21 protein-coding genes are annotated in these 24,535 nt (G+C 70.9%); 13 read left to right on the plus strand and 8 right to left on the minus strand.

Features of this window, described 5'->3' with window-relative positions; all coding sequences use genetic code 11:
• Positions 1-204: 204 nt before the first annotated feature.
• Positions 205-603, minus strand: a complete 399-nt coding sequence (locus O7601_RS19835; RefSeq protein WP_281562590.1) for a hypothetical protein — start codon at positions 601-603, stop codon at positions 205-207.
• Between the two features lie 85 nt (positions 604-688).
• On the opposite strand from O7601_RS19835, the gene O7601_RS19840 reads away from it, so the two are divergent.
• The 7 genes from O7601_RS19840 to O7601_RS19870 all read left to right on the plus strand — a co-directional run bounded on the left by O7601_RS19840 (position 689) and on the right by O7601_RS19870 (position 9,614).
• Positions 689-1,309 carry an L-threonylcarbamoyladenylate synthase gene (locus O7601_RS19840; protein ID WP_281562591.1) on the plus strand — a complete coding sequence of 207 codons (621 nt, stop codon included), beginning with the start codon at positions 689-691 and terminating at the stop codon, positions 1,307-1,309.
• A 188-nt stretch (positions 1,310-1,497) separates the two neighbouring features.
• Positions 1,498-3,861, plus strand: a complete 2,364-nt coding sequence (locus O7601_RS19845) for a tetratricopeptide repeat protein (RefSeq protein ID WP_281566979.1) — start codon at positions 1,498-1,500, stop codon at positions 3,859-3,861.
• A 116-nt stretch (positions 3,862-3,977) separates the two neighbouring features.
• Entirely contained in the window at positions 3,978-4,655 is a 678-nt protein-coding gene (locus O7601_RS19850) for a hypothetical protein (RefSeq protein ID WP_281562592.1), read from the plus strand.
• A 228-nt stretch (positions 4,656-4,883) separates the two neighbouring features.
• The gene (locus tag O7601_RS19855; RefSeq protein WP_281562593.1) at positions 4,884-5,678 is read left to right on the plus strand and encodes an SCO2525 family SAM-dependent methyltransferase; all 795 of its coding nucleotides are present in this window, start codon (positions 4,884-4,886) and stop codon (positions 5,676-5,678) included.
• Positions 5,679-5,874: 196 nt separating this feature from the next.
• The gene (locus O7601_RS19860) at positions 5,875-7,716 is read left to right on the plus strand and encodes an SCO2524 family protein (RefSeq protein WP_281562594.1); all 1,842 of its coding nucleotides are present in this window, start codon (positions 5,875-5,877) and stop codon (positions 7,714-7,716) included.
• Positions 7,717-8,646 (plus strand): SCO2523 family variant P-loop protein, encoded by a 930-nt coding sequence (locus O7601_RS19865; RefSeq protein ID WP_281562595.1) that lies wholly within the window; start codon positions 7,717-7,719, stop codon positions 8,644-8,646. It abuts the gene before it with no gap.
• Entirely contained in the window at positions 8,646-9,614 is a 969-nt protein-coding gene (locus O7601_RS19870; protein WP_281562596.1) for an SCO2522 family protein, read from the plus strand. The genes O7601_RS19865 and O7601_RS19870 overlap by 1 nt, the downstream gene beginning before the upstream one ends.
• Here the strand turns inward: O7601_RS19870 and O7601_RS19875 are convergent, their stop codons facing one another.
• Positions 9,615-10,658, minus strand: coding sequence for an SCO2521 family protein (locus O7601_RS19875; RefSeq protein ID WP_281562597.1), 1,044 nt, complete (start codon positions 10,656-10,658; stop codon positions 9,615-9,617).
• Positions 10,659-10,870: 212 nt separating this feature from the next.
• Between O7601_RS19875 and O7601_RS19880 the strand changes: the two genes are divergently transcribed.
• The gene (locus O7601_RS19880) at positions 10,871-11,815 is read left to right on the plus strand and encodes a DUF4062 domain-containing protein (protein WP_281562598.1); all 945 of its coding nucleotides are present in this window, start codon (positions 10,871-10,873) and stop codon (positions 11,813-11,815) included.
• A 53-nt stretch (positions 11,816-11,868) separates the two neighbouring features.
• Positions 11,869-15,084 carry a HEAT repeat domain-containing protein gene (locus O7601_RS19885; protein ID WP_281562599.1) on the plus strand — a complete coding sequence of 1,072 codons (3,216 nt, stop codon included), beginning with the start codon at positions 11,869-11,871 and terminating at the stop codon, positions 15,082-15,084.
• A gap of 70 nt (positions 15,085-15,154) precedes the next feature.
• On the opposite strand, the gene O7601_RS19890 is transcribed toward O7601_RS19885, so the two are convergent.
• The 6 genes from O7601_RS19890 to O7601_RS19915 all read right to left on the minus strand — a co-directional run bounded on the left by O7601_RS19890 (position 15,155) and on the right by O7601_RS19915 (position 20,031).
• Positions 15,155-16,273, minus strand: a complete 1,119-nt coding sequence (locus tag O7601_RS19890; RefSeq protein ID WP_281562600.1) for an ABC transporter ATP-binding protein — start codon at positions 16,271-16,273, stop codon at positions 15,155-15,157.
• Positions 16,274-16,296: 23 nt separating this feature from the next.
• Positions 16,297-17,115, minus strand: coding sequence for an ABC transporter permease (locus tag O7601_RS19895; RefSeq protein ID WP_281562601.1), 819 nt, complete (start codon positions 17,113-17,115; stop codon positions 16,297-16,299).
• Between the two features lie 21 nt (positions 17,116-17,136).
• Complete coding sequence (gene modA / locus O7601_RS19900; RefSeq protein ID WP_281566980.1) at positions 17,137-17,883, minus strand: molybdate ABC transporter substrate-binding protein; 747 nt, start codon at positions 17,881-17,883, stop codon at positions 17,137-17,139.
• 29 nt (positions 17,884-17,912) lie between these two features.
• The gene (locus tag O7601_RS19905) at positions 17,913-18,335 is read right to left on the minus strand and encodes a helix-turn-helix domain-containing protein (RefSeq protein ID WP_281562602.1); all 423 of its coding nucleotides are present in this window, start codon (positions 18,333-18,335) and stop codon (positions 17,913-17,915) included.
• A 123-nt stretch (positions 18,336-18,458) separates the two neighbouring features.
• Positions 18,459-19,274, minus strand: coding sequence for a hypothetical protein (locus O7601_RS19910; RefSeq protein WP_281562603.1), 816 nt, complete (start codon positions 19,272-19,274; stop codon positions 18,459-18,461).
• A gap of 37 nt (positions 19,275-19,311) precedes the next feature.
• Positions 19,312-20,031, minus strand: coding sequence for a DUF2470 domain-containing protein (locus O7601_RS19915; protein WP_281562604.1), 720 nt, complete (start codon positions 20,029-20,031; stop codon positions 19,312-19,314).
• Between the two features lie 39 nt (positions 20,032-20,070).
• Here O7601_RS19915 and rpsD point away from each other — a divergent pair, with 39 nt between their 5' ends.
• The 4 genes from rpsD to O7601_RS19935 all read left to right on the plus strand — a co-directional run bounded on the left by rpsD (position 20,071) and on the right by O7601_RS19935 (position 24,443).
• Positions 20,071-20,679 (plus strand): 30S ribosomal protein S4, encoded by a 609-nt coding sequence (gene rpsD, locus O7601_RS19920; RefSeq protein ID WP_281566981.1) that lies wholly within the window; start codon positions 20,071-20,073, stop codon positions 20,677-20,679.
• A gap of 255 nt (positions 20,680-20,934) precedes the next feature.
• Positions 20,935-22,749 carry a copper resistance CopC family protein gene (locus O7601_RS19925; protein WP_281562605.1) on the plus strand — a complete coding sequence of 605 codons (1,815 nt, stop codon included), beginning with the start codon at positions 20,935-20,937 and terminating at the stop codon, positions 22,747-22,749.
• 112 nt (positions 22,750-22,861) lie between these two features.
• Entirely contained in the window at positions 22,862-23,743 is an 882-nt protein-coding gene (locus tag O7601_RS19930) for a hypothetical protein (RefSeq protein ID WP_281562606.1), read from the plus strand.
• A 103-nt stretch (positions 23,744-23,846) separates the two neighbouring features.
• Positions 23,847-24,443, plus strand: coding sequence for an AAA family ATPase (locus tag O7601_RS19935; protein ID WP_281562607.1), 597 nt, complete (start codon positions 23,847-23,849; stop codon positions 24,441-24,443).
• Positions 24,444-24,535: the final 92 nt, after the last annotated feature.

Below are 24,535 nucleotides of genomic sequence, written 5' to 3' on the forward strand. Positions count from 1 at the left end.
CAACTATTACTGACTAATCTTCGCCCGTCAAGGCGTCGGCCGGCGGCCCTTGATCAGCCCAACTCGCGGGGAAAGTAGTCGGCCAGTGGCTCCGGTGCAGCCTGATCGCCTGCCGGGCCATCCGCCAGCAGGCACCGGATGACACCGCTGGGGTCCCTGTCGAGGGCCGGCACGCCGGTCGGTGGCGCACCCGGGACCAGACGGTCAGCGCAGCCGACCGCGCCGGCCGAACCAGTCCCGCGAGGACCGGGTGTTCAGCGCCACCGCCACCCAGGCGAGCAGGCCCAGGCCGACGATCGTGATCGGGCCGAAGAGTCCCAGCGCGGCGGCGGCCAGCAGACCCGCCAGGGCGTACGCGGGGTATGGCGCCCAGCGGCGGCGGGCCGCCAGGCTGACCGCGACCAGGGCGCACGCGGCGGCCATCACGGCGAAGAAGACGACGGCGCCGAGGGAACCTTTCGCGGCCAGCGACCGGTGCACCGTCGCGAGCGCGAACAGCAGTGACAGTAGCGCGAACGCGAGCACGGTGACCCGGACCGGGGTTGGCGTCGTGGGGGGCCGGAGCTTGTCCCCGTAGCCGCCGCCGGGTGCGCGTACGACCATGAAGACAACGATGGGCGTCGACGCCTGAGTGGGCGTGTCACTGTCGGCAACGCGACAGCGGATGCGATCGCTCTAAGCTTCGCCCATGGCGAGGTACTTCGACGTGCACCCGGACAACCCGCAACCGCGCACCATCGGTCAGGTGGTCGAGATCGTTCGCGGAGACGGGTTGATCGCCTACCCCACGGATTCCTGCTTCGCCCTGGGCTGCCAGCTGGGCAACAAGGACGGCATGGACCGGATCCGGGAGATCCGCCACCTCGACAGCGGCCACCACTTCACGTTGGTGTGCCGCGACTTCGCTCAGCTCGGTCACTTCGTGCAGTTGGACAATGCGGTGTTCCGGGCGGTGAAGGCGGCCACCCCCGGCAGCTACACCTTCATCCTGCCCGCCACGAAGGAGGTGCCCCGGCGGCTGTGGCACCCCCGCAAGAAGACCGTCGGGGTGCGCATTCCCGCTCATCCGGTCACCCGCGCGCTGCTGGACGCGCTCGGCGAGCCGCTGCTGTCGAGCACCCTGCTGCTGCCCGGTGACGAGGAGCCGATGACCCAGGGCTGGGAGATCAAGGAACGCCTCGACCATGCCGTCGACGCCGTGGTCGACGCGGGTGACTGCGGTACCGAACCGACGACTGTGGTGGACTTCTCCGACGGCGAGCCCGAGATCGTCCGGGTGGGTGCCGGTGACCCGGCCCGCTTCGCCTGACATTCCGGAAGGTCCGCCCGACTGCGCCGGGGGCGGCCTGACGCTTGCTGGCCGCCACGCCCCCGTACCCCGTGGCGGCCGTCACCCCGCCTGATCCCAACACGTCCGTCGCACCCGCCGGCGAAGTCCAAACGATTCCGTACGGGGTGGCGTGGGATCGATTGTTATCGTCGCAACTCGTGGGTGTCATGAAGGCTGCCGTGTCCAACGGGCCACCCGACCCGGGCACGGCCCACAGCCTCGACGAACTGATCGGTTGCCTGCGGGCGCTCAAGCTCTGGGCCGGTGATCCGTCGTACGAGACGATCACCCGGCGGGTCAACGAGCGGTGGCGGGCCGACGGTCGTCCCGTCGACGAGATGGCTCGCCGGGGCACCGTGGTGGACTGCTTCAAGACCGGGCGGCGGCGGATCAACGCCGACCTGATGCTCGCCGTCGTGCAGGCGTTGCACGACGAGACGGGCTACCTCGCGCACTGGCGACAGGCACTGCGGGTGAGTCTCGCCGAGACGACCGCAGCCGCCCAGGTGCGGGTGCTCGACCGGCTGCCCGACGACGCGGGGGCCTTCACTGGTCGTCAGGCGGAACTCGTCCGGCTCAGGGAGTTGGCCGTGCTGACCGCCGAGCCCGACCCGGACGGGGTCGGCGCGGAGGTCTGCGTGCTCGCCGGGATGGCCGGGGTCGGCAAGACCCACCTCGCGGTACACGCCGGCCAGTCACTGGTCGGCGAGGGGCACTTCGATACGACGCTCTTCGTCGACCTGCGGGGCTATCATCCGGATCCCGGGCAGCCACCGGCCGAACCGGGCGCGGTGCTGGACGGATTCCTGCGCCTGCTGGGCATGTCCGGTCACGAGATCCCGTTCGGCATGGCGCAGCGCGCGGCGGCGTTCGGCGAGCGGCTCGCGGGTCGACGGGTGCTGGTCGTGCTCGACAACGCGGCCGGCGCGGAGCAGGTACGCCCCCTCCTGGCGCGCTCGGCCGGCACCCTGACACTGATCACCTCCCGTCGCCGGCTCGCCGACCTGGACGAGGCGGTGCAGCTCGACCTCGACCTGTTCACGCCGGAGGAGGCGGAGAGGCTGCTGGTCCGCTCGAATCCGGGCGTGGCGGTGGGCAGCGACCCGTCGGCGCATCGGCGAGTCGCGTTGCGCTGCGGGTACCTGCCGTTGGCGCTGAGTGTGGTCGTCGGCCAGATGGCCTCGCGGCCCGGGTGGACGGTCACCGACCACGCCGACCTGCTGGACGAGCGTCACCGACACCGCCGACTCGACAGTGGTGTGGAGTTGGCCCTGCACCTGTCGTACCAGCATCTGCCGGACCAGCGGCAGACGCTGTTGCGGCGAATGGCCGTGCATCCCGGCGCGGACCTGGACGAGCACGGTGCCGCCGCCCTGCTGGACAGCGACCCGGCCTCCGCCGCGGCCGACCTGCGTCATCTGGCCGCCGAATATCTGGTCCAGCAGCCCGTCGCCGGGCGGTACGCGTTACACGACCTCGTTCGTGCCTACGCGGGGGAGCGCGGCCGGGAGGAGGACCGACCGGCGGACCGGCGGGCCGCCCTGACCCGCCTGCTCGACCACTACCTGTACAGTGCGGCGGCGGCGATGGAGACGCTGTATCCGGCCGAGCGGCACCGTCGGCCGCCACTGCCCCAGCCACCCCCGGCCGTCCCGGTGCTCGACAAGCCCAGGACCGCGCTGCGCTGGCTGGACGCGGAACGCGCCACCCTCGTGGCGGTGTGTGTGCACGCGGCCCGCAACGGCTGGCCGCAGCACGCCGTGTGGCTCGCCGGCACCCTCTACGTCTATCTCGACAACGGCGGTTACCCGGCCGATGCGATCACCGTGCACACCGAGGCCGAGCATGCGGCGCGGCTGCTCGGCGACACCGTCGCCGAGGCCACCGCGCTGACCAATCTGGGGGTGGTGTGCTGGCAGTTGGGCCGCTACCCGGAGGGCGTCGGGCATCTGGAGCGCGCGCTGCCGCTGTTCCGCGCGGCCGGTGACGGTCGCGGTGAGGCCCGGGTGTTGGGCAACCTCGGTGTCGTGCACAGCGCCGCCGGGTACTGGGAGCGCGCCGGTGGCTACCACGAGTTGGCGCTCGACCGCTTCGTCCAGATCGGCGACCGGGTCGGCGAGGCAAACACCCTTACCAACCTTGGCGCCGTCCACGAACGGTTGGGCCGCCCCGGTGCCGCGGTCGACCAGAACAGCCGTGCCCTGGCGATCTTTCGTGAGCTGCGGCATCTCGGCGGCGAGGCGACCGCGCTGAACAACCTCGGTGACGCATACGTCGCGCTGGGCAGGTTCGCGGAGGCCGTCGAGTGTTACGAACCGGCCCTCGCCCTTTTCCGCGACATCGGGGAGCGTTACGGCGAGGCTTGTGTGCTCAACGGGCTCGGGCGGGCGCTGACCGGCCAGGGCGCACGCGACGAGGCGGTCGCACGGCACGTCGAGGCGCTGACCCTGGCAACGGAGATCGACAGACCCGAGGAACAGGCCCGCGCCCGTAGCGCGCTCACCCGGCTGGGCGTGCCGGCCGAGGGGTAGACCGAAGGGGCTTTCGTATAGGTGGGCGAAAGTTCGGTCTGCGGTTCGGAAACTATCGACGTTGCTCGGGGTAAGGGCTACGCTCCCAGGCAACAGCCGTCGATGCGAGGGGTGACATGTCCCGCCGAACCGGAAGGCCCTCCTACCTGGTTGCCTCGCCCGCGGGGCAGCACCGGAAGAGGACGTGGATCGTCGCCACCGCCGCGGCTGCGGTCCTGGTGGCGGCCCCGGCCGGCGGGCTGGTCGGGCATGCTGTCGGTCGACCGGACCCGACGGAGGCGAGCGTGGCGAAGATGCGCCAGGCCGACGCCGAGCGGGACGCGCAGCAGATCGTCGAGCTCACCGAGATGGCTCGCCGGACGGGTGAGGAACTCGCGCCGATCATTCGCGCCGTCCGCCAGGACGCCGAGGCGGGGCGCACGCCCGAGCAGGCCAAGGTCGACCAGTGGCAGCAGACCGTAGGGCGGCTGGTCGCCCAGTTCGCCGACCCGCCGTCGGGCATGACCGCCACCAACGTCGCCCGTGGCGGTCTGCGTAGCGCCGTCGACCAGGTGGCCGTCGCGGTCGACGCGGTTGCTCTCGCGCTGGCCGGTCCGGCCAGTGGGCGTGCCGAGCGGATGCAGTTGGCCGCGCGGCAGGCCACCCTCGCCGTCACCACGTGGTCCGTGGCCGCGACCCAGCTCGACCAGGTCAACATTGACGCCGGGCAGGGCCACCAGCATGTGCATCTCGACGTCGGCGAGGTGGAGGGCGCGCTCGGTCCGGACGGCTCGGCCGAGGGCGCCGGCGGCTGATCGCATTCAGCCGCTCTCCGGTTGCTGATCGCGGTCCACCACGACCGCCGGAACCGCTGTGGTCGACGCCGATCAATCATCGTCGGCGGCGGGACGAAACCGACCGATGATCGAGTCGGCAAGGTCGACACTTGCGAATCGGTATCGCATCCGATGCATAATGGGCGACGGGCTGCGTGCGTCGGGCAACGACCACAGTGATCTGCCGACTTCAATGGAGGCACCTCCATGGCATTGATTCCGGCGGCTGGTGCAGGTTGTAGTGAGCCGTCGACCCCGCCGCCACGAGTTGAGTCCCCGGGAACGGTCAATTCCGAGGTCGAGTGGGACGGCTTCGACCCGGGCGCCTACGTCCAGCACAACTACTCGGTCCTGCGCGATGATGATCGCGAAATTCTCTGTCGGATAAGAGACTTTTTCGCGGGTGCGAAGATTTCCGGCGCACACTGTGTCGACGTCGGCTCGGGCGCAAACCTCTACCCGACACTGTCGCTTCTGCCATTCGCGCGCAGCGTCGAACTCTGCGAATATTCCACCGCGAATGTGCGTTGGTTGCGTGATCAGATCGGCGGCTATGACGAGTGCTGGGACGCGTACTGGCGGGTGTGTGCGGAGCACACTGCTTACGCGGCGTTGACCGACCCCCGCAGCCACCTGGCCCGGGTGGGTCGGGTGTCGCAGCTGAGCGTCTTCGACCTGCCCAGACGGGTCTGGGGTGCGGGCACCATGTTCTTCGTCGCCTGCTCGATCTCGGCTGACCGGGCCGAGGCGGAGCGCGCGATCGGCCGGTTCCTGGGGGCGTTGCTTCCAGGCTCGCCGTTCGCTGCGGCATTCATGCTGGGCTCGAACGGCTACCGCGTCGGACAGCACTGGTTTCCGGCCGTGCAACTGCACCGCGCCGAAGTGGTGGCGAGCATCGCGGCCGGAGCGTACGACGTGGACATGCACGAGGTGCGTCCCACGCCGTCGCTGCGCGACGGCTATCTGGGCATGCTGCTGGTCACCGGACGTAGCCGCGGCTGACCTCACACATTGCCGCCCTCGCGCCCTCTCACCTGGACACTTGGCCGGTCTGATTTCTCCGAGACATCGGTACGCACGGCCGTTCAGGTCACGCTCCGGCAGGGATACGATGATGGGTGCACGTCATCGTGGATCATCGTGGGTCAGGCAACCTCAGCAGCTCCGTTTCGACGACTACAGCAGACGGTGGTGGACCATGCGGATGCAGCCGCGCCAGGAGATTCTCGACATCTGGCGGGCCACGGTGCGTAGCTGTCTACGCAACGGCGAATGGGACTGGGGCGGTCGGAGCGGGTCCAATTCCATCAGTGACGCGGAGCAACTGCTGACCCTGCTGCTGCCGGCGACCAAGATCCCGGTGCTGTCGCTTGACGATCCGGACCGGATCGACGAGGAGGTCATCGAGGCGTTCGGCGCGATGGGCGGCGCCATTGAGATTCCCCGCCGACTGGTCAAGATCATGACCGAGTACTTCGTCCGCTACACCGACGACAGCGGCGCGCCGACCTTTGGTGGTGGCAGCTACCTCACCCCGGTCGAAGGTGGTCCGGACCTCACCGACGAGCAGCGCTCGATGGACGTGGTCGACTCGTTCGCGGTGTCGGTCACGCTCACCCTGGCGACCATCGGTTTCGTCAAGATCTACCGCCCCTCCACTCAGCGGGCCGACCTGCGGGCCCAGTTGAGCAAGCTGGAGGAGATGGCGAGCATCCGGCTGACCGCGGCCATGGTCGGGCTGCTACGCAGCTTCAGCACGTCGGTCTTCGCCGCGACGGACGAGTTCGGCATCCGGCTCTGTGACATGGTCAACCAGGACGAGGTGCCGCGCCGTGAGGTGGTGACCGCGTTACGGGCACAGTTGCGGGACACCATGGCGAGTCTGCGCAACGTGGTGGTCGGTTCCGGTCAGGTCACCGAGGACCTGGACAACAGCGAGATGCTCTTCGAGTGCGGCTGGTCGTGGGGGACGATCGCCGGCGCCGAGGAGGTGACGACGACCGAACCGATCGGCCCGCAACGCGAGGGCTCGGCCGAGAACGCTCCCTACCTGTACTTCACCGTCATCGCGGTGGACGCCATCGACGACCTCAACTCCGAACGGACCCGTCTGCTCGGTCTACTCAACGAGGAACAGCAGCGACTGTTCCGGATCCTGCAACTGCGCTGGGAGTTGACCCGCAGGTACTGGGCGACGGTGGCCACCTTCGGCAACCGACGACGGTGGCCGATCGAGGACATTCCCTGGCGTACCACCGACGGCGACCGGACCGACTACTACACCCTGCAGGCCACGTCGCTGGCGGTGAAGGGGCTGGTCGCCAGCGGTCGCGGCGGTGACGAGGAGTTCGGGCGGATCGGCAACGTGCTGGTGGAGCTGGCGCAGCGGGGTCGGATCACCCGGCGCGCCTCGCCGAAAGAGGCAGCGCTGGTCGTGCACGCCCCGGGCAAGCAGGTGACGCTGAACGACGCCACCTCGAAACCAATCATGACGTGGAACGTCAACGAGTTCTCCACGGTGCTGCTCCAGCGGGCCACCACCGTCGCCGGGCTGTTGAACAATGCCCGACACCGTAGCGAGCTGCTCGAACTCGCGGACGAGGTGTGGGAGCACCTCCTGTTGCGGCGCATTCCCGACGGTCGGCACCGAGGGCTGTGGGATCATGCCGGTGGCGCGTTCCCCGGGTTGGCTCCGCTGCCCGAGGCGCCCTCCTGGTACCTGACCGAGCGGGTCGTGCAGGCCCTGGTCAACGCCGGTCAGCTGCTCTGGGAGCGGCCGTTCCCCCGCGCCGTCAACCTTGCCGCCTATTCCCAGGATCTGATCGACGAGGCCGAGTACGTGTTCGACCGCGAGCTGATGAGCGGCACGTTCGTCGGCGAGGCCATGCAGCGCAGCATGCGCAGCATTCGGGCGACGCTGCGCCGCGCTCAGTCGCTTGTGGACGATCAGCCGGGCACGGCCGCCGCGTTGGCCAGCACCCTGCTGCTACAGCTGAACGACATCACCACCGGCCAACAGAAGGCCAGCGAGGGGATCTGAATGCTGGTCTTTGTCACGTCACACAAGGGTGGCACCGGGCGCTCGGTGACCGCGGCCAACATCGCCTACCGCAGCGCGCTCTCCGGCCGCTCCACCTGCTACCTGGACTACGACTTCGGTTCGCCGACGGCCGGCATCACGTTCCAGATCCCCCAGGCCACCAACGGCATCGAGGGAGCCGGCCCGAACGGCGGCGGCCTGCACCGCTACCTCCGCGGCGAGATCCCGTCCCCGGAGCAGTTGGACGTGTGGAGCACCTCGGAGCGGGTCAGCCTGCGCCAACGACCGCCCCGCTCCAGCTCGCTGGTGCTGCTGCCCGGGCAGCGCAACGGCAGCGAGTTCGGCTTCACCGCCGACATCGGTCGGCGCTGCGCCGAGCTCTTCCTTCGACTGGAGGAGGAGTTCGATCTGACCCTCGTGGATCTCAGCGCCGGTCGCTCGTACGCCAGCCAGATCGCGCTGGCGGCCACCGCCAACCGGACCTTGCGCAAGGTGACGGTGCGGTGGCTGGTCTTCCACCGCTGGACACCGCAGCACGTCACGGCGGCGGCGGATCTCGCCTTCGAGGCCGGCGGGATCCTGGCGATGGGCAAGGAGTACGGCCACGAGCCGGACCGGCTACGGGAGTCACTGCGGTTCGTGCGGACCGCGGTGATCGACTCACGCGGGCCGGAGGTCGGCCATCTCGACCTGGCCCAGCAGGCGTTCCTGCGCCAATGCCACGCGGAACTGAAAGAACAGGCCAGCAAGCGGGGCCTCGGCCAGACCACACTGCTCGGCGCGGTGCCGTTGGACCCACTCCTGCAATGGCGTGAGCAGCTGATCTCCGACAGTGACGTGCAAGCCAAGATCGCCAACGCCGCGACCGTGGACGCCTTCGTGGAGCTGACCAAGAATCTCTTCGACGATACCGCATGGGAGACCGTGTGATGAGCGTGGACGTCAGGTTTCAGGAGGCAGCCGCGGTACGCCGGACGGAGAGCGTGCCGTACTCGCACTTGTCCGTCGAGTTGGGGCACGTCTACGCCGAGGATTTCGGCGACGGATGCCGCGACCTGCGGCGCAAGTTCGCCCGGATCGCGGACTGGGCGCAGGCGATCCCGGCGCTGGCCCGCCGAGGGCTGCGCCCCCATCGGCAACCCAGGATCAGCACGTGTTTCCTCGTCGACGACTACTTCCACCGGTTCGCCACCCCGCGCGAGGTGATCCCGCAGGTGCAGCAAGCCGCGGCGGAGCACGGGCTGGTGCTCGACTATGTGGCCCGCGAGTCCAGCTTCGCCCGTTACGACGATGTCGAACTGGCCCGGCTGGTGGTGGACACCCTGGTCGTGGAGCCACCACGCAACACCACGGGCAGCCGACCACCGCTGAGCGAGTCGGGCTGGCTGTCCAACGGCAAGCGTTCGCCGGGGCACGCCGACGCGCCCGCGATGACGCTGCCGATGCCGTGGTCCCCACCGTTGCAGTCCGGCGACGCGCCGCACTCCATCTTCGTCGACATCGAACTGTGGTCCGACGAGCCGGACCGTCGGGTGTGGGCCTGTGCGCTGCTCGCCTCGGTGTGGCAGATGACCCGGCTGGGTGTGCTGCGGCACCGGGGGCAGACGATCACCCAGCCGTACCGCCTCTCCGCCGACGAGCCGCTGCCGACCGACTGGGACCGCCTCCCCGCTATCGTCCAGTTGAACCCGGACGCCACGCCGTTCTGCGGCTACCGCACGGTGACGATGATGGACACCCGGTACCTGCCGGTCGAGTTGGCCGTGCGGACCATCCTCGGGCAGGTGGCGGTGCCACCCCCGGTCGCGCGGCAGGTCGCCAAGCGGGCCGGCAGCGAGGGCCTGGAACTGCCCGACGAACTGGTCGACCGGCTGAGCTACGTGTTCATCGGGGACTGATCAGCCGCGTGGTGCCTGCGCACCACGATTGCGCCTGCGGTCCGACGGGCCCCGGCCGGCGGTCGCGGTCGAGAGCGGTTCGGTGAGCGTGCCGGGCCCACACGGCTGGCCGACCGCCCGGGCGGCCAGGTCGCGCAGGATGGCCATGTTGCCGACGGTGATCTGATCCCGGATCCAGTTCACTGAGGACTGCCACTGCCGGCTGAACCCTGGCACCTGCTCCAGCCGGTCCCAGATCGGCCGCAGCCGTGGGTCGACCCGGGCACCGGGCAGCCACAGATGCAACAGGTGCTCCAGCACCGGCCGCAGCCGTTCGATGTGCTCCTGCGTCGAGCCGGCACGGGTCACCGCGGCCTCCACCAGGGCGGACAGCATGGTGAGCAGCCAGTCGTGCAGGGCGAGATCCTCGCAGAGGCCGGCGACCGCCGCCGGCACGTCCTGCGGGCTCACCGTGAGTCGTACGGTGCGCAGCGTCGGTGAGTCCACCGCGACGTCCGCCGTGGCGTTCTCGCCCGGCTGCTGATGCACCTGGGCGGTCCACCGCAACCGGGTGCGGGCCGCACGCAGTGGCGGACGTCGGTCCAGCAGGTCGGACATCTGCACACTGTCGAGCACCCGGCCGGTGATCGCGTCCAGGTTCAGCACGTCGGCGGCGTTGCCGTGTAGAAACCCACCCGTCAGGTCGTCGGCGTCCAGCTTGCCGACCGTCTCCAGCACCCCGGAGTTGGCCAGGTAGTGCGACCACGGCCGGCGACGCTCCCCGGCGACGACCTGGATGATGGACGACGCCTGCACGATTCGACCGCCGGTGATGACGGCCCGGGTCACCACCGCGCCCACCCCCCGCAGCTGGCGGTTCTTCGCGCTCGGCAGCCAGCAGTCCACCCCGGTACGGACGTCGGGGGAGACCGCGTACAGCGACGGACGCCGGGAGGTCAGCACCGCCTCGCCCTCCACCAGGCTGAGTACCTCGGCGCTCTGCTCCTGCGCCAGCGCCGTGCTGTGCTGTAGCAGGCTGGTGTGCACCTCGCCCACCGTGAGCATGGTTCCTCCGCATCGGCACCACGGGGGACACCGGCGGGCATGGACCTGCGGCCGGTGACCGGATCGAATCCGTCCCGCGGCCATCATAGGCCCATCCGTGGCGGGAAGGCCGATATGTGACCGGTGGTGCGGCCGTCACGGGCCGGATGGATGTGACGACGACTGATATTTTGAAGAATGCGGTCGCCAGCCACCCCTGGAGTTTGCCGTCGATGAAGGTCTACATTTCGGCCACCCAAAAGGACCTGCTGGAATACCGTGCGGCCGTACACGCGGTGGCACGTCGCCTGGAGATCGAGGACGTCGCCATGGAGGCGTACGGGGCCGACGTCCGCCCACCCCTGGAACGCTGCCTGACCGACGTACGCAGATGCGATCTATACGTCGGGCTCTTCGCCTGGCGCTACGGTTACCGGCCGCCGGGCCAGGAATCCTCCATCACGGAGCTCGAATACCGGGAGGCACTCGCCGGCGGCAAGCCGTGCCTGATCTTTCTGCTCGCCGAGGACACGCCCTGGCCGGTCGACATGATCGACCGCAACGGCGACTGGCAGCAGATCGTGGCGTTGCGCAACGAGTTGAAGGAACGCCATCTGTGCGCGTTCTTCTCCAGCGTGGACGATCTGTCGGCGAAGGTCACCGTGGCGCTGGCCGATGTGCGCAGCGGCCGGTCACCGGCGCGTGAGCCCGGCGACCCCGACACCGACCTGCCGGAGGCGGTCCGCAGCCAGTACCACAAGCAACTCCGACTGCGGTACCAGGCGGTGCCGCTGGACGCCGTCGCGCCCCGGCCCACCATCGGCTACCTCACCGTCGGCCTGTCCAACGTGTTCGTCGAGCCTCGGGTGCATGAGGATGCCCGACCGGAGATGCCGCTGGCCTGGTGGCGTTGGGCGGGCTCCGGGCCGGACGGCGATGCCGGCGCGCTGCCCGGGGTGGTCGACCCGAGGGACGTGGAACGGCTCTGGGAGGAGTACGCGGCCAAGGACGCGTCGGCGCTGTTCGACGTGGTCTGCGATCCGGCCCGGCGGGCCATCGTGCTGCTCGGCGACCCCGGCTCCGGGAAGTCGGCGGCGGCACGTTACCTCGCCCTCGCGCTGGCCGGGTCTGTGAGGAGCCTCGGCTGGCGGCGCTGGACCGGTACCTCCCCGTCCTGATCGAGCTGCGATCGTATGCGGCGCATCGCGGGGACGGCCGGTGCGACGGGCTGTTGGACTACGTCGGCCACCGGCACCAGCAGGGGCTGGCCGGCATCGACCGGGACGTGCTGGAGGCATACCTGCGGCAGGGCGGGCAGGCGCTGTTCCTCTTCGACGGGCTGGACGAGGTGTTCGACCCGGCGCAACGGGAGGAGATGGCCGGGCAGATCGCCACCTTCGCCAACGAGTATCCGGGCGTACGCACCGTGGTCACCTCTCGGACGGCCGGCTACCTTCGGCACACCTTCGCCAACGCCGGATTCGACCACTTCACCTTGGAAGATCTCGACGACGAGCGGATCGCGCGGTTCCTCGGCAACTGGTACCAGTACGTGGTGCCGACCCCGTCGGTCGAGGCGGACCGTCAGCGGCGGCAGATCCTCGAGGTGGTGCGGCGATCCCGGGCGATGCACGAGATCGCCGGCAATCCGTTGCTGCTGATGCTCATGGCGATCGTCGGTCGGGACCGCCCGTTGCCCCGCAACCGTCGCCGGCTCTACGCGCACGTCACGGACGTGCTGATCTCCGAATGGGACGTGACCAAGCAACTGCGGGAAAGCCACGGCGACGTGCCGCCGTTGGATCCGCAGGCGAAGCTGCGGTTGCTGCGCCACCTGGCCTTCTGGATGCAGTGCCGGGAGTCGGGGCCGGCCGGCAACTACATCGAGGCAGATGAACTGTCGCGCATCTTCCGGGACCACCTGGTGGAGTTCTACGGTTTCGAGAACGAACGCGCGCACGCCATGGCGTACTCGATGATTGACAAATTGCGCCAGCGCAGCTTCATCCTGGAACGGTACGGGTTGCGCCTGTTCGGGTTCGTGCACCGTACGTTTCTGGAGTTCTTCTGTGCCGAGGAGATCGTGGACAGGTTCGATCATGACCCGGACACCTGGGGGATCGACCAGTTGCGTGCGCTCTTCCGCGAGCACTGGGCGGATCCGTCCTGGCGCGAGGTGCTGCGGCTGGTCGCCAGCGCGTTGCCCGCCGAGGTCGCCAACGAGCTGGTGACCCTGCTGGCCACCGAGGTCAACCGACCGTGGCCGCCGTTGAACCTGCCCAGCCCACCGTGGAACCTGGTGCTGGCCGCGCAGTGCGTGGCGGAGGCACCGCGGCCGGCCGGGCTGGCCGGGTCCGGCGAGGCGGTGCTACGCCAGGTCGTGCTGCTGATCGAGCACGGCATCTCCGCCGTCGATCCGAACCTCGTCGAGGTCACCGAGCAGGAGTTGCTCTCCTCGATCCGGGCGCTCGGGCCGCAGTGGCCCGGCCGGTCCGTCTTCCTGCACTGGTACCGCCGCCGCGGGGTGCGTACCAGCTGGCGCTCCGGTTCGACCTTCGCCACCCGGTCGGCGGCGGTACTGTCCACCGCCGAGGAGCAGCTGGAGGAGCTGCTGGTCCGGGAGCTCGGGCAGGGCCGCGAGCGGCAGGCGCGAATCGCGCTGGTCGCGGGCCTGGCGGAGGCCGCCGGCAGGTTGGACGCCACCGGCCGCAGTCGCCGCCAGTGCCAGGAGCTGCTGCTCGCGCAGGCCCGGGCGGAAGGCTCGACCGCAGTCCGCCAGGCCGCGGTACGCGCGTTGGTCGCCAACTTCGGTGCCGGCGGCGAGCTGGTCGTGGCGCTTACCGAACTCGCTGGTTCCGCCGACGCGGCGGTCCGCGCCCTCGCCCTGCAGTCCCTCGGCGGGCGGCCCGAACTGGCCGAGGACACTCGACGGTTGCTGCTGACGCGGGCGACCGAGGACCGGGACACCGGCGTGCGGCGGGCCGCTGTGGCGGTGCTCGCCGCACGCTGTCTCGACCTGCCCGACGTCACCGATACGCTGCACCGACTGCTGGCCACCGACCCCGACCCCGGCGTGGTGCAGTCCGCGTTGCGTTGCCTGCTCACCCTCCCCGAGCAGAGCGAGACGGCCCGAGGGCGTGCCCTGTCCCGGATCGCCGGTGACTCCCACGACGGAGTGCGGCGCTGCCTGGTGTGCGAGCTGCTGCCGGGGCAGGGCGACCCGGAGGGGACCGAGCTCCTGCTGAAACTTGCCGGCTCGGACGCCTCGGCACGGGTCCGCGCGGTCGCCGTACAGCGACTGGTGCTGGTCAACGACCCGGACGGGCGGTGCCGGGACCGGTTGGTCGACCGGATCGAGCAGGACGAGGACGCGTCGGTGCGGGCGGCGGCGGTGGCGGCGTTGACCGACCGGTACCGGGTCGACGACAGCGGCTGGGCGGTCGCCGCGCAGGCGGCGCGGACGGACCACGACGGCATGGTGCGACTCGCCGCCGTCCGCGCGTTGGCCGAGGCGTACCCGGATCACCGCACCGGCGAGCTGTTGCTGGAGCGGGCCCGCCAGGATCCCACCGCCGGGGTCCGGCTCGCCGCCGTCGACCTGCTCACCGGTCGGCCGCCGCTCGGGCCCGCCACGCAGGAGCTGCTCATCAGCCGGGCGGCCCGGGAACGGGATCCGATCGTCCGACTCCGCGTCACCCGTAGCCTGGCCCGCCTCGGCGAGCCGCTCGACGCGGCGGTGGTGGAGTGTCTCGCCGAGCAGGTCCGCCGGGATCCCGATCCGAACGTGCTGCGGGCGGCCGCGCAGGCGCTGGCCCGCAACGGTGGCAACGAAGGGCTGGTGGAGACGCTGTCGCGGCGGGCACGCCGGGACAGTTACGCCGGCATCCGACTCGCCGCCGTGGAGACCCTCAGCGCGTACGGCGGCCCGGACGTGGTGACCGACGTGCTGCTGGAGTGCATCGAGTCCGACACCGACCCGGCGGCCTTCGACGCGGCGGTGTGCTGCCTGATCGCGCGAGGCGAGACCGCCATGGCGGTGACGCTGCGGCTGATGCGCCGGCTGGCCGATCGGGATCCGGCGATCCGGGCCCGCATCGCGGCCGCGCTCGGCGAACATTTCGGCAACGACCCGGAGGTCCGGGTGCTGCTGGTGGGTCTGGTGCGCGACGATCCGGCGCTGGAGGTACGCCGCCGCGCCGCGGAGCAACTCGCGGCCAACCTGGCCGACCGGACGGGGGTACGGGAACTGCTGATGCGGCTGGTCGACGACGAGGACTGGGAGATCCGCCGAACCGCGTTGCTGGCGCTCGCCCGGCACTACGGCGAGGACAACCGGACCAGGCCGCTGCTCGTCCGACTGGCCAGCCAGCCCGACCCCACGGTTCGGGGTCTCGCCGGTCAACTGCTGGCAGCGCTACCCGGCACCGGCCCGGACGATTTCCCGTGACCGATGGTCCGGTCGCCCGTGCTCGATGTCGCCGGTCGACGACGCGGACGCTGTCCCGCGACCGGTCGGGCTACGGCCCGGCGTCGGCGGGTGCCACGACGGCCGGATAGACGCGGGTCTCGGCGGCTTTGACGGCGGCCCACAGCGTCCGCCCGGGTGCCAGTCGCAGCTGGGCGGCGGCGGCCGCAGTGATGTCGGCCGCCACGGTGATCGGGCCGTCGAGTTGCACCCGCAGGTTGTCGCCGTGGCGCTGCATCCCGGTGATCGTGGCCGGCCAGGTGTTGCGGGGGCTGCCGTCGGGGCGACGGGGATGCAACGCCACGGCCGACGGCGCGAAGGCGACGAAGACGCCGCCCTCGTGCTGGTCGCCGGTGACGAGGTGGAACCCGTCGGCGAGCAGCACGCGGTGCCCGTCCGCGCGCGCCCGGTAGAGGTTGAGACCGACCAGGCGGGCGACGTAGTCGGTGCGTGGCTGGGCGGTGACGGTGGCGACGTCGCCCTCCTGCACCAGCTGTCCCTCCTCGATGATGATCAGCCGGTCGGCCAGCACGACGGCGTCGATCGGGTCGTGGGTGACCAGCAGCGTGGCGCCGCAATGGCCGGCGAGGTGGTGTTGGAGCTGGGCGCGGGTGTCGAGCCGGGTACGGGCGTCGAGGGCGGCGAGTGGCTCGTCGAGCAGGAGCAGTGCCGGTTCGACGGCGAGGGCCCGTGCCAGGGCCACCCGTTGGGCCTGCCCGCCGGACAGGTGCCGGGGCTTGCGCCGGGCATGCTCGGCGAGCCCGACCCGGGCCAGCCAGTCCGCGGCCCGTAGCCGGGCCCGCCGCCGGTCGAGGCCCTGCCGACGCGGCCCGAACGCGATGTTGTCCAGCACGGTCAGGTGCGGGAACAGCAGGTAGTCCTGGAAGACGACGCCGATCGGGCGCTGCTCGGTCGGGGCCCAGATCCGTCGGCCGGGATGGTCGAGGTGGCGGCCGACGAGGCTGAGGTGCCCGTCGGTGAGGGGGAGCAGACCGGCGAGGGCGCGCAGCGCGGTGGTCTTGCCGGCCCCGTTGGGTCCGAGGAGAGCGACGACCTCGCCGGGGCGGATGGTCAGCGGCAGGTCGAGTCGGAAGGTGCCACGGTCCACGACGAGGTGGGCGTCGAGCACCGCACGGTCGGGGGATGGCTCGCCCGGCGGGCTCGAATCCACGCCGGGGGCGTTCGAGCCGGCGGTCACGAGCTGCCGAGCCAGCGGTCGCGGAGGCTGGCCAGAATCACCACCGAGACGGTGAGCAGGACGAGACTGAGCACGATCGCCGCCTCCAGGTCGGTTTCGAGGGCGAGGTACACCGCGAGCGGCATGGTCTGCGTACGGCCGGGGAAATTGCCGGCGAAGGTGATGGTGGCGCCGAACTCGCCGAGCGCCCGAGCCCAGCACAGGACCGCTCCGGCGGCGATGCCCGGGGCGACCAACGGGAGCGTGACGTGGGTGAAGGTGGTCCACCGCCCCGCGCCGAGGGTCGCCGCCGCCTCCTCGTAGCGGACGTCCGCGCCGCGCAACGCGCCCTCGACGGCGATCACCAGGAACGGCATCGCGACGAAGGCCTCGGCGAGCACCACACCGGCCGTGGTGAACGGCAGGGTGAATCCGAAGGTGCTGTCGAGCCAGCCGCCGAGGATGCCCCGCCGGCCGAAGACGAGCAGCAGAGCCACGCCACCAACCACCGGCGGAAGCACCAGTGGCACGGTGACCAGGGCACGCACGAGGCGGCGGCCGGGAAAGTCGGCGCGGGCGAGCAGCCAGGCCAGGGGGACCCCGAGGGCGAGGCAGAGCAGCGTGGCCAGGGTGGCGGCCTGCACGGACAGCCGCAGCGCGGCGAGCACCCCCGGCTCGGTCAAGCGTTGTGGGAGGGTGCTCCACGGCGTACGGACCAGCAGACCTGCCAGTGGAAGCAGCAGGAAGATCAGGCCGAGAGCAGCGGGCAGCAGCAACGCGACGGGTACCCGACCGGTGCGCCTGGATCGTGGCGGTGGCCCGGACCGGGTGGTCACGTCGTCAGGCCGGGGCATCGGCTACGGGGCCTGGAATCCGGCGGCGGCGAGGACGGCCTGGCCCGGCCCGGAGAGCACGTGGTCGACGAACGCCCGGGCGGCCGGCCTGTTCGGTGCGTTGCCCAGCACGACGATCGGATAGTCGTTGATCGCGCGGGCCGATTCGGGGAACTCGATGCCATCGACGTCCTCGTCGGCGGCCCGTACGTCGGAGCGGTACACCAGCGCCGCGTCGACCTCGCCCAGCCGTAGCTTGGACAGGGCCGCCTTGACGTCCCGTTCCAGCGTGACCGGGATGAGTTCGGTCCCGGCGGCGTCCAGGGCCTGCGCCGCCGCCGCGCCGCAGGGCACCTGTTCGGCGCAGAGCGCGACCTTGACGTCCGGCTTCGTCAGGTCGGCCAGTCCGTTCACCCCGCCCGGGTTGCCGTCCGGCACCGCGATCACGAGCTGGTTGCGCACGAAGACGCGCGGGTCGCCGCCGCTGTTGCCGGCGTCGATCACGGTCGTCATGTTCGCGGGGGAGGCGGAGGCGAAGACGTCCGCCGGGGCGCCCTGGTTGATCTGGTTCGCGAGGGCGGAACTGCCGGCGAAGCTGAAGGTGACCCGTACGCCGGGATTCGCCGCCTCGAAGTCCTTGCCGATCCGGGTGAACGGCTCGGTGAGCGACGCGGCGGCAAACACCGTGACGTCACCGGTCAGGGCACCGCCCTGCGGGGGCGGGTCGGTGGTCTCGCCACTGTGGCAGCCGGCGAGCGCGACCGTCACCATGGCGGCGAACACGACCAGAAGTCGGGTCGTCACGAGTCGTCACTCCTGATGCCCGCGCTGGTCGGCGGTCGCTCCACGACGACGGTGGTCGACTTGATCACTGCGATCGCCACCGAGCCGACCGACAGTCCCAGGTCGTCGACGGCCTCGCGGCTCATCAGCGACACCACCCGGAATGGTCCGGCCTGGATGTCCACCTGGGCCATCACGGCGTCCTTGAGCACGGCGGTGACGATTCCCCGGAGCCGGTTACGGGCCGAGGACCCGTCGGCCCGGTCGTCCGGATCGCCGGCCTGAGTCCGGACGAAGGCGGCCAGATCGACACCGTGGATCAATCGATGTCCCTGTTCGTCGCGGGTGGCGGCGAGACGACCGGCATCCACCCAGCGCCGCACCGTGTCCGCGCTGACCCCCAGCAGCTCGGCCGCCTCGCCCATCCGAAACACCGTCACGGGGCTACGGTACGCCATGCAGCCGCGAGCCTCGAAGCGCAGCGTGGCTCGAATATGCAGCCTCAGATTCGTAATCGAGCCGCAGCTGCGAGATCGGGGCAAACGTTCGGCGTGCTGACTTCGTCAGTGGTGGTCGCACTGGTGGTGGAACAGCACCGGATGCAGCCGGTCCAGCAGATCCTGCTGGCCATCGAGCGGCGGGGTGAAGCAGAGCCGGTAACAGGCGGTCGCGTCACCGTCGGGCACGGAGACGAGCAGTCCGTACCGATCGAGCCGTAGCGGGCACGGCAGGCAATCGGCCGGCAGGCCGACACCCGAGGCGACCAGCTGCCGCCGCAGGAACGGGTAGAGCTGCGGGCCGTGATGATCGACCAGATCGACGAGGAACGAGCGTTCCATCGATGCGATCGGATCGGGGTCGGCGCTGCGGTAGTCGGCGAGATCGATCGCCAGTTCGTCGTCCCAACCGATCGACGGGCCGTCGGCAGTCGGCCCGCCGGAGGGTGAGGGCGTATGCGATCGGAGGGCCTCATCCGGTTCGACCCGACGGGGGAGCAGCGTGACGCGGCTCGGCGCCACCTCGACGATGACGGTGTGGTGGCCGACGTCGAGCAGGTCGGGATCGGGCAGGGTGACGGCGATCGAGTCGGCGGCGGCCCGGGCCGCGTCCCCTCCCAGCGGCGTTGCCCGACCGCTCACCCGGACCTGGCCCCAACTGGGCGAGAACGGCAGGGGTGGTTCGTCGGCGACTCGGACGGACACGTCGCGGGGCCCGATGGCGAGCGGGTCGCCGCGGTGACAGAGCAGGAGGACGCGGCCGTCGTCGTCGGCGCCGTGCCGTACGTCGGCGACGGCGGCGGGAAGATCTTCCGCGACGACGGTCGCCGTGGTGGTGCTGCTGACCAGGGTACGGGCCAGTTCTGCTCGGCTGGGCTGCATGGAGGCTCCGTTCGCGAAGGTGGTTCGGGACACCGCACTAGCGGCGGGGGGTGACGCAGGCCCGGCAGGACGGGTGGGCACCGATCAGGCGGGCCAGGTGTGCCGCCGCGTCCCGGGGTCCGTTGGCCGGACTGGCGAAGGCGATCCGCGCGTCCCGGTGATGCGTCGGCAGCTCCAGGCGCAGCACGATCCCGTACCTGTCGAGTCGTAGTGGGTGAACGGTGCGGGCATCGACGCCGAGGCCGGCGGCGGCCTGTCGGCCCAGGCGTCGCAGCGCGTCCGGATGCCGGTGCAGGTGGCGCAGCAGGTCCGCCTCGTGCGCGGCGAGTGGATCGGGGCGCGCATCGGCCAGTGCGTCCGGGTCCACGCCGGCATCGCCGTCGGGGTCGACGAGCTCGGCGCTGGCCAGGTCGAGTCGGGCGGTCACCTCGTTACCGTCGAGTTCGTCGAGGGTGAGCCAGCCGGTCAGGGTGGCGCGGGCACGGACCCGGTCGCGTAGGGGAAGCGGCACGAGATCGGTCAGTTCGATCTGTGCTGGTGTCTCGCCCAGGTCGAGCAACTGCCGGGCCACTTCGGTCCGGGCGGGCAGGGCGAGTCGCAGCCGCCCGTCAGCGGCGACGGTGTGCAGACCGACCAGGTCGGCGCGGTGCGTGGGGGTACGCAGCGTCAGTGACCCGGTGCCGGCGAGCAGGGTACGCAGCCGTTCCGCCGGGGTGCCGGTCGTTCCGGCCGGCAGTGCCTTGCCCAACGTTCCCACCTCCGTTTAGGTTAGCCTTACCTTACTAGAGAGGTGATGATGAACCAGTCCCGCCCTAAGATCAAGCGCTCCCGCCGGCTCGGCATCCCGCTGACTCCCAAGTGCGTGCGCTACTTCGAGCGACGGCCGTACCCGCCGGGCGTCCACGGTCGCTCGCGCACGAAGGAGAGCGACTACAAGGTCCGCCTGCTGGAGAAGCAGCGTCTGAAGGCCCAGTACGACCTGCGGGAACGTCAGCTCCGGCGGGCGTTCGACCGGGCGGTGCGTCGACCGGGCAAGACCGGCGAGGAGTTGGTGATCGACCTGGAGAGTCGTCTCGACGCGCTCGTCCTGCGGGCCGGCTTCGCCCGCACCATCTACCAGGCCCGCCAGGCCGTCAGCCACGGGCACGTGAACGTCAATGGCCAGCGGGTCGACCGACCGTCCGCTCGGCTGGTGCCCGGCGACGTGCTCGCGGTGCGCGAGGGCAGCCGGGCCAAGACGCCCTTCGTCATCGCCGCCGCCGGCGCCCATTCCCCGCAGCACCCGGCCGGGTACCTCGACGTCGACCTGTCCGGGTTGACCGCCCGGCTGACCCGACTGCCGCAACGCGCCGAGGTGCCGATTCGCTGCGACGAGCAACTGGTCGTGGAGTACTACTCGCGCTGAGCCGTGGGCGTCACCGTCCGGCCGGCTCCCGCCTTCACTGGCGGCGGAGCCGGCCGGATGCGGGTGCGGGTGAGCGAGCGAGCTGTTCGGCCTGGCCCGTGCCGAGGGCCGCGAGTCCGTACGCGCCGCCGACTGATCAGGGCGGCGGCGGTGGACCACCATCCCGGTATCGATCGGGACGACGAGAACTTTTCTTATTTGAACAAAAAGATGGCGACCTATTGCAGAAAGCGGTGTCATCGCGAGGATGGTTCGATGCGTCATCTCCCTCGGGCTCACGGCCGTGTCGCCGCCGGTCTGCTCGCTCTGGCTCTTGCCGCCAGCGTGATTCTGTTCGGGCCGGCCACGCCCGCCTCAGCGCACGGCACCCTGGCGATGTCCACACCGGCCGAGGGCGCCACCGTCGACGAGGCCGTGACGGCCGTGCAGCTCTACTTCACCGAGCGGGTCCGCGAGGACGCGTACTTCACCGTCACGGCGCCGGGCGGTGCCCGGGTCGACAACGGGTGGACGCATGGCGAACCCCGCACACTGGACCGTCCGGTGCGGGAGTACTTCCTGGTCGACGGCGTGTTCGAGCCGCGCGAGTACAACACCGGTTTTCCCGCGGTGGTGGCCCTCGCGCATCTGCCCGCCGCCGGCCAGTACTCGGTGAGCTACCTGTCGGTGGCCTCCGACGGTGACCCGGTACGCGGCACGGTCACCTTCCGGTACACCGGAAAGCCGACGGCCGCGCCGCCGGACTGGCAACCGCCCACCGGTCAGCCGGATCCGTCGCTGCTCGCCGCCGCCGAGCAGCACGGAGGCACCGGATCGCAGCCGGCGCCCGGCGACAGCACCCCCGTCGCCCCCACGGCACCGGTCCCGTCGGTCGCCGCCGCGCCACCCGCCTCCGACGACTCGGGCGGCATCGGCCCGCTGGGCTGGGCCGGCCTGGTAGTGGCCGTGGTCGCCGTCGCCGGCTTCTTCGCCTGGCAACGCCGTGCGGCCCGCGTCGAGCGGAGTCGCAAGCCGGTACGCCGGTCCGCTGCCACCCCACCTCGCGCCAAGCCGACCGCGAAGACCAAGGGGCGCCGCGCCACGGGGGGTGGACGCCCGGCGGACGGATCCGGGTCGACGGGTGGGTGGCATCGCATCGGCGACACGCGTCTCGCGCTGCTGGTCGGTGGACTCGTCCTGACGCTGCTGGCCGGGTTCGCCCTCGGCCGGATCGGCACCGCCGACGAACCCACCATCACCACGCCACTCGGCTCGGCACCGGGCGGTGGCAGCCGGGACGCGGCGCAGGCGGTGTCGGCCGGTGACGGGCATCAGCACGGGCCGGGAACCGGCCCGCACACGCATCCGGGTGACGGCCAGGACCAGGCCACCGGTACGACCGTCAGCGCCGCCGGGTACACCCTGAAGCCGGTGCTGCGCTCCCAGGAGGCCGGCGCGACGACCGACTACCGGTTCCGGGTGGTGGGGGTCGACGGGCAGCCGGTGACCCGCTTCGCGGTGGTGCACGACAAGCCGCTGCACATGATCGTGGTCGGCCGTGACCTCGGTGGATACCAGCACCTGCACCCGACGATGGGGGCCGACGGCACCTGGAGCGTGCCGCTGAAACTCACCCGACCCGGCGGCTACCGCATCTACGCGGACTTCACCGTGACCACGGTCGACGGCAAGGGGGTGCCGCTGGTGCTCGGCGTCGACCACGAGGTGCCGGGCAGTTACCAACCGGCCGGACTGCCCCCGCCGCAGCCGCAGACGACGACCGGTCCGTACGCGGTGTCCATGGCCGGCACGCCCACCATCGGGATGACCGTTCCGCTGACCCTCCGGGTGGACCGGGACGCGGCGATCGGGCCGGTGCAGTTGGAGCGTTACCTGGGCGCGTACGGGCACCTGGTGGTGGTGCGCGAGGGGGACCTGGGTTTCCTGCACGTCCATCCGGAGCCGGAACTGGTCGATGGTGAGGTGAAGTTCTGGCTGACCGCGCCCAGTGCCGGCCGTTACCGGGCGTTCTTCGACTTCCAGGTGGACGGGAAGGTGCACACCGCGGCGTTCACGATCAATCTGGCCTGACGTCCTCGTCCAGCCGGACATCCGCCGTCAGCTCGCCGCCGCGGGTCCTGCGGCGGACCGCGCCGACGCCGGTTGCACGGAACCAGTCGGTGCCCGCCGACGTCCGATCGGTATGAGCATTCGTCGAAGTGGGCAACTGGCGGTCGTCCCGCTGTTGTTGCTGACGGCCGCGGCCTGCGGCCAGCAGACCGGTGGCGTCGGGTCGGGAGAGGCGGACTCACCCGAGCGGTCCTACTCCGCCGACGCGGTGGTGTTCCGGATGGAGCACACCGGGGGTTTCGTCACGCCGGCCATGCTGGCCACCCGCCTGCCCACGGTCAGCGTGTACGGTGACGGCCGCGTGATCACCGAAGGGCCGGTGCCGTTGATCTATCCGGGTCCGGCGTTGCCCAACCTTCAGGTGGGCATGATCAGCGCCACCGAGGTGGAGGAACTGCTCAAGGCGGCCCGCGCCGCCGGGGTGGGCGGCCCGGCGGATTTCGGCACGCCGCCGGTCGCCGACGCGCCCACGACCCGCTTCACCGTGCTCGGCGACAACGGCGTCGAGGAACTCGACGTGTACGCCCTGGCCGAATCCGGCGGAGCGCAGACCGGACTCACCGCCGAGCAACGGGCGAAACGGGACACCCTCCGGGAGTTCGCCGACTCGCTGAGCGCCGAGGGCGGCCCGCTCGCCGCCGCGCAGACGGATCCGCAGCCGTACGTGCCCACCGCCGTCGCCGCCGTGGCCGAGCCCTGGGTCGCCAACGCCGACGCCGGCGAGCAGCCCGAGGTGGCCTGGCCCGGTCCGGCGCTGCCGGGTGCCGAGATCGGCGAGGGCCTGGGTCTGGGTTGTGTCACGGCGACCGGTGACGAGGCGCAGCAGGTGCTCACCGCCGCGGCGGCGGCGAACGCGGCCACCCCGTGGGTCTCGGACGGCAAGCGGTGGACGGTGACCCTGCGACCGCTGCTGCCCGACGAGACCGACTGCGGCGACCTGACCGCCGACCGCTGATGCTGGCGCTGGGCGGCCGGTCACCGGCCGCCCAGCGGGCCACCGGATGGCGCGGGGTCGCTGTTCAACGGCCGGTGGCGCCGGCCGGTTAGGCTGCCGCGCGATGAGCAGGCAGTCGGGAGACCCCGGGGTGAGCGGGGCGAAGTCCGGGCGGGGCGGTCGTCCGACAGCCGCCGCGCTGTCCCGCATCCTCGTCTACGGGGTTCACGGCTCCGGCAAATCCACCCTCGCGCAGCGGCTGTCCGAGCGGCTCGGGCTGCCCTGGCACCCGGTCGACGACCTGCTCTGGGAGCCCAACTGGGTCGAGGTGCCGGTGGCGCTGCAACGTAGCCGGATCGAGGCGATCTGCCGCCGGGACCGCTGGATTCTCGACGGGGCGTACCACGGTTGGCGGGACGTGCCGTTGGCCCGCGCGGACCTGATCATCGGTCTGGACTACCCGCGCGGGCTGTCCTTCCGCTGGCTGCTGCGGCGTACGCTGCGCCGGCTGTCGACGGGGGAGGAGATCTGCAACGGCAACCGTGAGTCACTGGGCAGCGTGCTGTCCACCGAGTCGGTCCTGGTATGGCACCTCACCGAGTTCGGCCGGGAACGGCGTCGACTACGGGCCTGGCACGCCGACCCGACCGGTCCGCCGGTGCTGCTGCTCGACTCGCCGGAAGCCCTCGAACGCTGGCTGGCCGGCCTGTCACCCCGGTGAAGGCTCCGGATCACCACCTGCGACAGGTACCGCACTAGTCCGGGTCGAGCTTGGTCAATCGTCACGACTGCGGCGGTCGCAGCGATGAAGAT

It is taken from the genome of Verrucosispora sp. WMMD573, assembly GCF_027497175.1.
Lineage (GTDB): Bacteria > Actinomycetota > Actinomycetes > Mycobacteriales > Micromonosporaceae > Micromonospora.

Coding starts and splice junctions, on each gene's coding strand:
- modA (WP_281566980.1), bottom strand. CDS start 17,883: ATGGTGACGGTCGCGCTCGCCGGCTGCCACAGTGGCGAGACCACCGAC.
- O7601_RS19835 (WP_281562590.1), bottom strand. CDS start 603: ATGGTCGTACGCGCACCCGGCGGCGGCTACGGGGACAAGCTCCGGCCC.
- O7601_RS19910 (WP_281562603.1), bottom strand. CDS start 19,274: ATGCAGCCCAGCCGAGCAGAACTGGCCCGTACCCTGGTCAGCAGCACC.
- O7601_RS19880 (WP_281562598.1), top strand. CDS start 10,871: ATGAAGGTCTACATTTCGGCCACCCAAAAGGACCTGCTGGAATACCGT.
- O7601_RS19860 (WP_281562594.1), top strand. CDS start 5,875: ATGCGGATGCAGCCGCGCCAGGAGATTCTCGACATCTGGCGGGCCACG.
- O7601_RS19875 (WP_281562597.1), bottom strand. CDS start 10,658: ATGCTCACGGTGGGCGAGGTGCACACCAGCCTGCTACAGCACAGCACG.
- O7601_RS19840 (WP_281562591.1), top strand. CDS start 689: ATGGCGAGGTACTTCGACGTGCACCCGGACAACCCGCAACCGCGCACC.
- O7601_RS19845 (WP_281566979.1), top strand. CDS start 1,498: ATGAAGGCTGCCGTGTCCAACGGGCCACCCGACCCGGGCACGGCCCAC.
- rpsD (WP_281566981.1), top strand. CDS start 20,071: ATGAACCAGTCCCGCCCTAAGATCAAGCGCTCCCGCCGGCTCGGCATC.
- O7601_RS19865 (WP_281562595.1), top strand. CDS start 7,717: ATGCTGGTCTTTGTCACGTCACACAAGGGTGGCACCGGGCGCTCGGTG.
- O7601_RS19855 (WP_281562593.1), top strand. CDS start 4,884: ATGGCATTGATTCCGGCGGCTGGTGCAGGTTGTAGTGAGCCGTCGACC.
- O7601_RS19870 (WP_281562596.1), top strand. CDS start 8,646: ATGAGCGTGGACGTCAGGTTTCAGGAGGCAGCCGCGGTACGCCGGACG.
- O7601_RS19925 (WP_281562605.1), top strand. CDS start 20,935: ATGCGTCATCTCCCTCGGGCTCACGGCCGTGTCGCCGCCGGTCTGCTC.
- O7601_RS19930 (WP_281562606.1), top strand. CDS start 22,862: ATGAGCATTCGTCGAAGTGGGCAACTGGCGGTCGTCCCGCTGTTGTTG.
- O7601_RS19935 (WP_281562607.1), top strand. CDS start 23,847: ATGAGCAGGCAGTCGGGAGACCCCGGGGTGAGCGGGGCGAAGTCCGGG.
- O7601_RS19850 (WP_281562592.1), top strand. CDS start 3,978: ATGTCCCGCCGAACCGGAAGGCCCTCCTACCTGGTTGCCTCGCCCGCG.